Annotated in this window: 9 protein-coding genes; all 9 read left to right on the top strand. The window is 71.3% G+C overall.

Going from position 1 to position 8,177, the window contains the following annotated elements:
- Window positions 1-830, top strand: an 830-nt coding sequence (locus tag JWQ05_RS14010; protein WP_299659296.1) for an acyl-CoA dehydrogenase, incomplete at its 5' end; no start/stop codon positions are given.
- 22 nt (window positions 831-852) lie between these two features.
- Entirely contained in the window at window positions 853-1,956 is a 1,104-nt protein-coding gene (locus tag JWQ05_RS14005; RefSeq protein WP_299659294.1) for an LLM class flavin-dependent oxidoreductase, read from the top strand.
- The gene (locus JWQ05_RS14000; RefSeq protein WP_299659291.1) at window positions 1,956-2,927 is read left to right on the top strand and encodes an ABC transporter substrate-binding protein; all 972 of its coding nucleotides are present in this window, start codon (window positions 1,956-1,958) and stop codon (window positions 2,925-2,927) included. Before JWQ05_RS14005 ends, JWQ05_RS14000 begins: the two co-directional genes overlap by 1 nt.
- A gap of 28 nt (window positions 2,928-2,955) precedes the next feature.
- On the top strand, window positions 2,956-3,495 hold the full coding sequence (locus JWQ05_RS13995) for a cupin domain-containing protein (protein ID WP_299659301.1): 540 nt from the start codon (window positions 2,956-2,958) through the stop codon (window positions 3,493-3,495).
- A gap of 1 nt (window position 3,496) precedes the next feature.
- The gene (locus JWQ05_RS13990) at window positions 3,497-4,459 is read left to right on the top strand and encodes an aliphatic sulfonate ABC transporter substrate-binding protein (protein WP_299659288.1); all 963 of its coding nucleotides are present in this window, start codon (window positions 3,497-3,499) and stop codon (window positions 4,457-4,459) included.
- Window positions 4,460-4,500: 41 nt separating this feature from the next.
- Complete coding sequence (locus tag JWQ05_RS13985) at window positions 4,501-5,505, top strand: aliphatic sulfonate ABC transporter substrate-binding protein (protein WP_299659285.1); 1,005 nt, start codon at window positions 4,501-4,503, stop codon at window positions 5,503-5,505.
- 122 nt (window positions 5,506-5,627) lie between these two features.
- Window positions 5,628-6,368 (top strand): ABC transporter permease, encoded by a 741-nt coding sequence (locus JWQ05_RS13980; protein WP_299659298.1) that lies wholly within the window; start codon window positions 5,628-5,630, stop codon window positions 6,366-6,368.
- Window positions 6,369-6,379: 11 nt separating this feature from the next.
- Window positions 6,380-7,135 carry an ABC transporter ATP-binding protein gene (locus tag JWQ05_RS13975; protein ID WP_299659283.1) on the top strand — a complete coding sequence of 252 codons (756 nt, stop codon included), beginning with the start codon at window positions 6,380-6,382 and terminating at the stop codon, window positions 7,133-7,135.
- 139 nt (window positions 7,136-7,274) lie between these two features.
- On the top strand, window positions 7,275-8,069 hold the full coding sequence (locus JWQ05_RS13970; protein WP_299659281.1) for a transporter substrate-binding domain-containing protein: 795 nt from the start codon (window positions 7,275-7,277) through the stop codon (window positions 8,067-8,069).
- Window positions 8,070-8,177 lie beyond the last annotated feature (108 nt).

Raw genomic sequence — 8,177 nt, 5'->3', positions numbered from 1 at the left:
TAGGCCGCGCTGCGGTGGAGGACGGCGCGCTCATCAACGCCCTGCGGGTCGAGCCCGAACTCGGAACCCCCTCGAGGGGCGGCATGCCGGAGACGGTGGCTCGGGCGACCTCCACCGGATGGCGCATCAGCGGCCGGAAGATCTATTCCACCGGCAGCCCGGCCCTCACCCATGGCCTCGTCTTCGTCCGCACCGATGAGGCGGAGCCGCGCATCGGCAACATCCTGGTGCCGATGGCCTCCGATGGCGTGCGGATCGAGGAGACCTGGGACCATCTCGGCCTGCGCGCCAGCGGCAGCCACGACGTGATCTTCGAGGATGTCCGGGTACCCGCCGACCACGCCGTCGACCTGCGCCCGCCCGAGGGCTGGCGGGTCGCCGACGCGGGTCAGCAGGCCTGGAACGCCGTGCTGCTCTCGAGCCTCTACGACGGCGTCGCGCGGGCGGCGCAGGCCTGGTTCGTGGCCTTCGCCGGCGCGCGCAAGCCCGGAAGCCTGGGGCAGAGCCTCGCCACCCTGCCCCGCTTTCAGGAGGCGATCGGCGGGAACGCCCGGCAGCTCGCCGTCAATGCCCGGCTGATCCGGTCCGTCGCCGAAGAGGTGGATCGCGGGGCGGCGCCGTCCGCGCAGGAATCCGGCTTCCTCAAGGTCACCGTCACCGAGAATGCCGTCGCGGTGGTGCAGCGCGCGGTGGAGCTTTCCGGCAACCCCGGATTGTCGCGCACCAACCCGCTCGAGCGGCACCTGCGCGACGTCCTGTGCGGACGCATCCACTGGCCGCAGGGCGACGCGGTGCGAAGCGGCGCCGGGCGCGCCGCCCTCGGCCTTTAAGATCCTCGACCCAGGAGATCCCATGAGTTTCCTCGAACCGGACGCCGTCGAGTTCATCGGCTTTGCCGCGCCGCGCTACCATTCCGAGACGCACGCGGCCTCCGGACCGGCCATCGACCGCGACTATCTGCGCCTCCTCGCCCAGGCCCATGAATGGGGCGGGTTCGACCGCATCCTCGTGGCCTTCTATTCCACCCAACCCGACGCGATCCTGCTCTCGGCGCAGATCGCGGCGGTGACGGAGCGCATCGGCCTGATGATCGCCCACCGCACGGGTTTCACCGCCCCGACGGTGGCCGCGCGCCAGTTCGCGACCCTGGACCAGCTCACCGGGGGCCGTGTCGCGATCCACGCCATCTCCGGGGGCGACGACCGCGAACTGGCGCAGGACGGCGACCACCTGACCAAGGACGAGCGCTACGCCCGCACGGACGAGTTCCTGACCATCGCGCGCCAGGTCTGGACCGCCGCGACCCCGTTCGACTTCGCCGGCACGCATTATCGGATCGAGCGGGGCTTCTCCGAGGTGAAGCCCGTGAACCCGCGCGGCATCCCGGTCTATTTCGGCGGCGCCTCGCCGGCGGCCATCGCGGTGGCGGGCCGCCACGCCGACACCTACGCGCTCTGGGGCGAAAGCCTGGACCAGGTCCGCGAGGCCATCGCCAAGGTGCGGGTGGCGGCCGCCCCGCATGGGCGCAACCCGCGCTTCAGCCTCTCCTTCCGGCCGATCCTGGCGGAGACCGAGGAGGCCGCCTGGGCTCGCGCGGAGGCGACCCTGGCCCGGACCCGCGCCACCCGCGCCGCGCAGGGGCTCGGCCCCGCCGCGACCCCGCAGAACGAGGGCTCGCGCCGCCTGCTCGCTGCGGCCGCGCAGGGCTCGCGCCTCGACACCCGGCTCTATACGGCAATCGCCCGCGAGACGGGCGCGTCCGGGAATTCCACCGCCCTCGTCGGCACGCCGGATCAGGTCGCCGAAGCGCTGCTGGCCTATCACGACCTCGGGGTGCGCACCTTCCTGATCCGGGGCTTCGACCCGCTCGAAGACGCCATCGCGTATGGCCGCGACCTCATCCCGGCGTTTCACCGGTTGCTGGCCGAGCGCAGGCCGAGAGCGGAGGCGGCCTGATGCGGAGTCTCCTCTCGGCTCTCGCGCTCCTCGCGCTCGCCGGTCTTGCCCCGATGGAATTGGCCCGCGCCGACGAGGCGGTGCTGCGGGTGGGCGACCAGCGCGGCAATGCCCGCGCGCTGATGGAGGCGGCGGGCGTTCTCGCCGACCTGCCCTACCGGCTCGACTGGAGCGAGTTTCCGGCCGCCGCCCCGTTGCTGGAGGCGCTGAACGCGGGCGCCATCGATGCCGGCGGCGTCGGCGACGCGCCCTTCACCTTCGCGGCCGCCGCCGGGGTTCCGGTCAAGGCCTTCGTGGCGTTCCGCAACCGGCAGGACGGTCTGGCCATTCTGGTCGCGAAGGATTCGCCCCTAGAGACCGTGGCCGACCTCAAGGGCCGGAGCATCGCCACCAATCGCGGCTCGATCGGCCATCAGGTCGTGCTGGCGGCGCTCGAGGAAGCAGGCCTGCCGGCGAGCGCCGTGACCCTGCGCTTCCTGCCCCCGGCGGACGCCAAGATCGCGCTCGCCAGCGGCAGCGTCGACGCCTGGGCGACCTGGGAGCCCTACACCTCCACGGCCGAACTCGCCGGGCTCGCCCGCGTGGTCCGCGACGGCAACGGCATCACGCCGGGCCTCAGCTTCGCGGTGGCGAGCGATGCGGCACTGAAGGGAAAGCGCGCGCAACTCGCGGATTTCGGCCGGCGTCTCGTGGCGGCGCGCACATGGGCGCTCAAGGACCCGGCTCCCTACGCCGCCGTCTGGTCGAAGCTCATCGGCCTGCCGGAGGCCGTGCCCCTGCGCTGGTTCTCCCGGGCCGAATACCGGGCCGTGCCCATCGACGAGGCGGTGATCGCGGACGAGCAGCGCAACATCGACCTCTACGTGCGCTCCGGCCTGATCCCGCAGGCGCGGGCGCCCAAGGCCGAGGCGATCCTCGACCGCAGCTTCGAACTCGGACCCTTTGAGGCCAGCCCCGTCGCTGTACGATGAACCGCCACCGACAGCGCGAGAGGCCATGATGCACGACGATTCTTCGCAGTCTCACGACCATGAGCACGATCACGCAGACCACGGCGCCCCGGCCGAGCGCTGGAAGCACGACGGCGTCCGCGTGATCCCGGGCGACAAGCTCGATTCGAACACCGCCCAGACACCGGGCATGTTCCGGCAGGCGGCGATCAACCATGCCCGAGTCGGCGCCCAGAAGATCTGGGCCGGCACGGTGGCGATCGCGCCGGACGCCAAGACCGGCGTGCACCATCACGGCGCCCTGGAGAGCGTGATCTACGTGGTCTCGGGCCGTGCCCGCATGCGCTGGGGCGAGCGCCTCGAATACGTGGCGGAAGCGGGGCCCGGCGACTTCATCTTCGTGCCGCCCTACGTGCCCCACCAGGAGATCAACGCCGACCCCGACGAGGCCCTGAACTGCGTGCTGGTGCGTTCCGACAACGAGGCGGTCGTCGTCAACATCACCGATGTCGAACCCGTGGAGCGCCCCGAGGCGGTCCACTGGGTCGACCCCATCCACAAGCATCCCTCAGACACCGAGACACGCTGACATGATCGATCGCCGCCACGCCCTGCGGGCCGCCGCCGCACTGGGGCTCCTCGTCCTTGCGCCCGGTGCCGCCCGCGCCGCCGAGCCGAAGAGCCTGCGCATCGGCTTCCAGAAATCCTCGACTCTGATCGCCCTCCTGAAGCTCGATGCAGCCCTCGAAAAGGCCCTCGAACCCCTCGGGGTCACCGTCTCCTGGCACGAATTCACCAGCGGCCTGCCGATCATGGAGGCGCTGAATGCCGGGCAGATCGACGTCTCCGCCGACGTCGCCGACACCGTGCCGATCTTTGCCCAGGCCGCGCAGGCCCGCATTACCTACGTGGCGCAGGAGGCCGCCTCGCCGAAGGCGCAGGCGATCCTGGTCAACAAGGATTCCGCCCTCAAGAGCGTCGCCGACCTGAAGGGCCGCAAGGTCGCGGTGACCAAGGGCGCCGGCAGCCACTACCTTCTGCTGGCGGCCCTCTCGGCCGAGGGCCTGCCCTTCAAGGCGATCAGCCCCGCCTACCTCACGCCGTCCGATGGACGCGCGGCGCTGGCCAGCGGCAGCGTCGAGGCCTGGGTCGCCTGGGACCCCTTCCTGTCGGCGGCCGAGCAGCAGACGGGCGCCCGAATCCTGCGCGACGGCACCGGCCTCTCCCAGTACAAGCGCTACTACCTGGCGAGCGACGAGTATGCCGCCAAGCGCGCCGATGTGCTGGCGATCCTGTTTTCCAAGCTGCGCGAGACCGGCGCCTGGGTGAAGGCCAACCCCGACGCCGCCGCAAGCCGCCTCGGCGCCTTGTGGAAGCTCGAACCGGCCGTGGTCCTCCAGGCGAACGCCCGGCGCAGCTACGCCGTCGAGCCCGTGACACGCGACGCCCTCTCGGAGCAGCAGACCATCGCGGACGCTTTCCGCGCCGAGGGCCTGCTGCCGCGCGCGGTGGACGCCTCGGCGCTGGCGATCTGGTCGCCGCCCGCCCTCTGACGTCGCATTCCGCTCGAAGCCCTCCCTCAGGAAACGTCCCCATGAAGCCTGTCCTCCGGCGCCGTGCCGCATCCCCGTCCCGCCGCGCGCTGCTCGGGGCCGCCTGCGGCGCGTTCCTGCTGCTTGGCGCCCCGCTGCGCGGCGAGGCGGCGGACGTGAAGGAAGTCCGGCTCGACTGGGCGACCTACAATCCGGTCAGCCTCGTTCTGAAGGAGAAGGGGTTTCTCGAGGCCGCCCTCAAGGACAAGGGCATCGCCGTGCGCTGGACGCAGTCGCTCGGCTCCAACAAGGCGCTCGAATATCTGAACGGCGGGGCCATCGACTTCGGCTCCTCGGCCGGAGCCGCCGCCCTGCTGGCGCGCATCAACGGCAACCCGGTCAAAGCGATCTACGCCTTCTCGCAGCCGGAATGGACGGCCCTCGTCACCACCAAGGCCAGCGGCATCACCAAGCCCGCCGACCTCAAGGGCAAGCGCATCGCGGTCACACGCGGCACCGACCCGCACATCTTCCTCATCCGCGCCCTGCAGGGCGCCGGCCTGACCGAGAAGGACGCCAAGCTCGTCCTGCTCCAGCACGCGGACGGGCGAACCGCGCTGGAGCGCGGCGACGTCGACACCTGGGCCGGCCTCGACCCGATGATGGCGGCCTCCGAGATCGAGAACGGCAGCACGCTGTTCTTCCGCGACGCCGCCGCCAACACCTGGGGCGTCCTCGACGTCCGCGAGGACTTCGCCAAGGAGCATCCGGACCTCGTGCGCGTCGTCATCGCCGCCTACGAGCAGGCCCGCACCTATGCGGTCGCCAACCCGGCCGCCGTGACCCAGGCGCTGGTGACCGCGACGAAGCTGCCCGAGCCCGTGATCGCCCGGCAATTGACCCGCACCGACCTGAGCCGGCCCGAGATCGGCAAGGTCCAGGCCGACAGCATCCAGGCAGCAGGCCTCGCCCTGCAGCAGGCCGGCGTGATTCCGGCGGAGACGGATGTCGCGGCGGCGGTGGCGGGGCTGATCGACACCCGCTTCAATGCCGGGCCGGAGCGGTGAGCACGGGCTCGATCAGCCCGGCCCTCGGCCTCGATGCGGGATCCAGCGTCGCGGAAAGCGGCCGGGGCGCGCGATCCCGCGCGCGTCCCGCCTGGCGGCACGGCGGCCGGTTCGTCCTCGGCCTGCTCATCCCGCTGGGATTGGCGCTCGGCTGGGAACTGGCCACCCGGGCCGGGCTGGCGCAGGGGCGCCTGCTCCCGCCCCCGAGCCGGGTGCTCGGCACGCTCCTGACCCTGGCGCAGTCCGGCGACCTCTGGGTGCACGTGCGGGCGACGCTGACGCGCGTGGCGCTCGGCTTCCTTGGCGGCGCGGCCTTCGGCATCCTCGCCGGCGCCCTGACCGGCACCCTGCCCCTGGCGCGCCACCTCCTCGACCCGGGGCTTCAGGCCCTGCGCGCCGTGCCGTCGCTCGCCTGGGTGCCGCTGTTCATCCTCTGGCTCGGCATCCTCGAGACACCGAAGGTCGTGCTGATCGCGGTGGGCGTGTTCTTTCCCGTCTATGGCGGCGTGTCGGGGGCGATCGCCTCCGTCGACCGCAAGCTCGTGGAGGTCGGGCGCATCTTCCGGCTCTCGCGCCTGGCGCTCGCCCGCCGCATCCTGCTGCCGGCTGTGCTGCCCGGCACCATCGTGTCGCTGCGCACCGGCCTCGGGCTCGGGTTCCTGTTCGTGGTCGCGGCGGAGCTGATGGGGGCCTCCGAAGGGCTCGGCTACCTCCTCGTGGAGGGTCAGCAATTCGGAAAGCCCGACCAGATCCTGGCCGCGATCCTGGCCTTCGCGGTGCTCGGCAAGCTCGCCGACGCCCTTCTCGTCGCCCTGACCCGCCCACTCCTGCGCTGGCAGGACGTGAGCCGCGACGTCCTCTGAAAGCGCCACCCATGCTGACGATCCAGGACGTCGCGAAGACCTATGCGGACGGCACCGAAGCGCTGGCGGGCATCCGCCTCGCGATTCCCGCGGGCGAGATCCTCGCCCTCGTCGGCGGGTCCGGCTGCGGGAAGACGACGTTGCTGCGCCTCGTCGCCGGTCTCGACACGCCGAATTCCGGCGCGATCCGCCTCGACGGGGCGGCGATCACCGGCCCGCATCCGGGCGTCGGCTTGGTGTTCCAGGAGCCGCGCCTGCTGCCCTGGCTCGGCATCGCCGAGAATGTCGGCTTCGGGCTCGCGCATCTGAGCCGCACGGAGCGGCGCGCCCGCGTCGCCCACGTGCTCGACCGGGTCGGGCTCTCGGCCCATGCGGACCGTTGGCCGCGCGATCTCTCGGGGGGCCAGCAGCAGCGCGCGGCCATCGCCCGCGCCTTCGTGGCCGACCCCAAGGTGCTGCTGCTCGACGAGCCGTTCTCGGCCCTCGACGCGGTGACCCGCGAGGATCTCCACCACCATCTCCTGACCCTGTGGGCGGAGGCCCGGCCCACCATCCTGCTCGTCACGCACGACGTCGCCGAGGCCGTGGCGCTCGCCGACCGCGCCGTGGTGATGCGCCCGCATCCGGGGCGCATCCACGACACGGTCGACATCGCCCGGCCTCGGTCGGGCGACCCGGAGGCGAGCGTCGCGGCGACACGCGCCTTGCGGGCCAAACTCGACGCCTCGCTCGGGCGGACGTTGTCACGGACGGCCGTGCCCGCCTGACGGGCGGGCCGATCTGGCAACGGCGTCGTTCGGGCCGGCATCCACCGCGTGGATCGCCTCCGGCCGCGACGGCCCCTGGCGTTGGCTGCACAAAAATTGCACAGGCGTCTGGCAGTCTTCGCAAGCGAGCCCGTGCCCGATGTCCCTGACCAAACGCAGCCTCCTCGTCGCCCTCGGCCTGAGCGCCGCCCTGCTGTCGTTCGGCAGCGCCGAGGCGCAGGACGCTCTGGCCGAAATCACGAAGTCGAAGACCGTGAGGATCGGCGTGCCCGCCGATTACCCGCCCTACGGCTTCGTCGGCCTCGACCTGAAGCCCATCGGCCTCGACATCGACGTCGCCAACCTCATCGGCGCGAAGCTCGGCGCCACGGTGGAACTGGTGCCGGTGGTGAGCGCCAACCGCATCCCCTATCTCCAGACCAGAAAGATCGATCTCATCGTCTCGACCCTCGGCAAGAACGAGGAGCGCACCAAGATCATCGATTTCAGCGCCGCCTACGCGCCGTTCTACCAGGGCGTGTTCGCGCTGAAATCCACCAGCATCAAGAGCTTCGACGATCTCGCCGGCAAGTCGGTGGCGGTGACCCGCGGGGCGATGGAGGACGAGATGCTGGGCAAGGTCGCGCCGGCCTCGACGGTGATCCAGCGCTTCGAGGACCAGGCCGCCACCACGGCCGCCTTCGCTGCGGGCCAGACCCAGGTCATCGCCACCAGCGTCTCGAACATCGGCGTGCTCAGCCGCAAGAACCCGAATCTCGGCGTCGACTACAAGCTCCTCTTGCGCGACAGCCCCTGCTTCGTCGGCCTCAACAAGGGCGAGGACGCATTGCTGAAAAAGGTCAACGAGATCGTCCTGGCCGCCAAGGCCGACGGCACCCTGGAGGCCCTCTCGCAGAAGTGGCTCAAGCGCGGGGCGGGCGATCTGCCGCTCTGACCGCGCCCGACCGTCAGCCAGGGTTCCGGGTCCGTCATGCCGCTGCAACTCGACTTCATGAGCATCCTCGTCCAGTGGCCCCTGCTGTTGCGGGGGGCCGCCTGGACG

Source organism: Methylobacterium sp., from assembly GCF_028290105.1.
In the GTDB taxonomy this organism is placed as follows: Bacteria; Pseudomonadota; Alphaproteobacteria; order Rhizobiales; family Beijerinckiaceae; genus Methylobacterium.
The sequence above is the reverse complement of the archived record's forward strand: the minus strand, read 5'-3'. Positions and strand labels throughout refer to the sequence as shown.

Bases quoted from the DNA above. Each gene is read 5' to 3' on its own strand.
- JWQ05_RS14005 (WP_299659294.1), top strand. From the start codon at position 853: ATGAGTTTCCTCGAACCGGACGCCGTCGAGTTCATCGGCTTTGCCGCG.
- JWQ05_RS14000 (WP_299659291.1), top strand. From the start codon at position 1,956: ATGCGGAGTCTCCTCTCGGCTCTCGCGCTCCTCGCGCTCGCCGGTCTT.
- JWQ05_RS13995 (WP_299659301.1), top strand. From the start codon at position 2,956: ATGCACGACGATTCTTCGCAGTCTCACGACCATGAGCACGATCACGCA.
- JWQ05_RS13990 (WP_299659288.1), top strand. From the start codon at position 3,497: ATGATCGATCGCCGCCACGCCCTGCGGGCCGCCGCCGCACTGGGGCTC.
- JWQ05_RS13985 (WP_299659285.1), top strand. From the start codon at position 4,501: ATGAAGCCTGTCCTCCGGCGCCGTGCCGCATCCCCGTCCCGCCGCGCG.
- JWQ05_RS13975 (WP_299659283.1), top strand. From the start codon at position 6,380: ATGCTGACGATCCAGGACGTCGCGAAGACCTATGCGGACGGCACCGAA.
- JWQ05_RS13970 (WP_299659281.1), top strand. From the start codon at position 7,275: ATGTCCCTGACCAAACGCAGCCTCCTCGTCGCCCTCGGCCTGAGCGCC.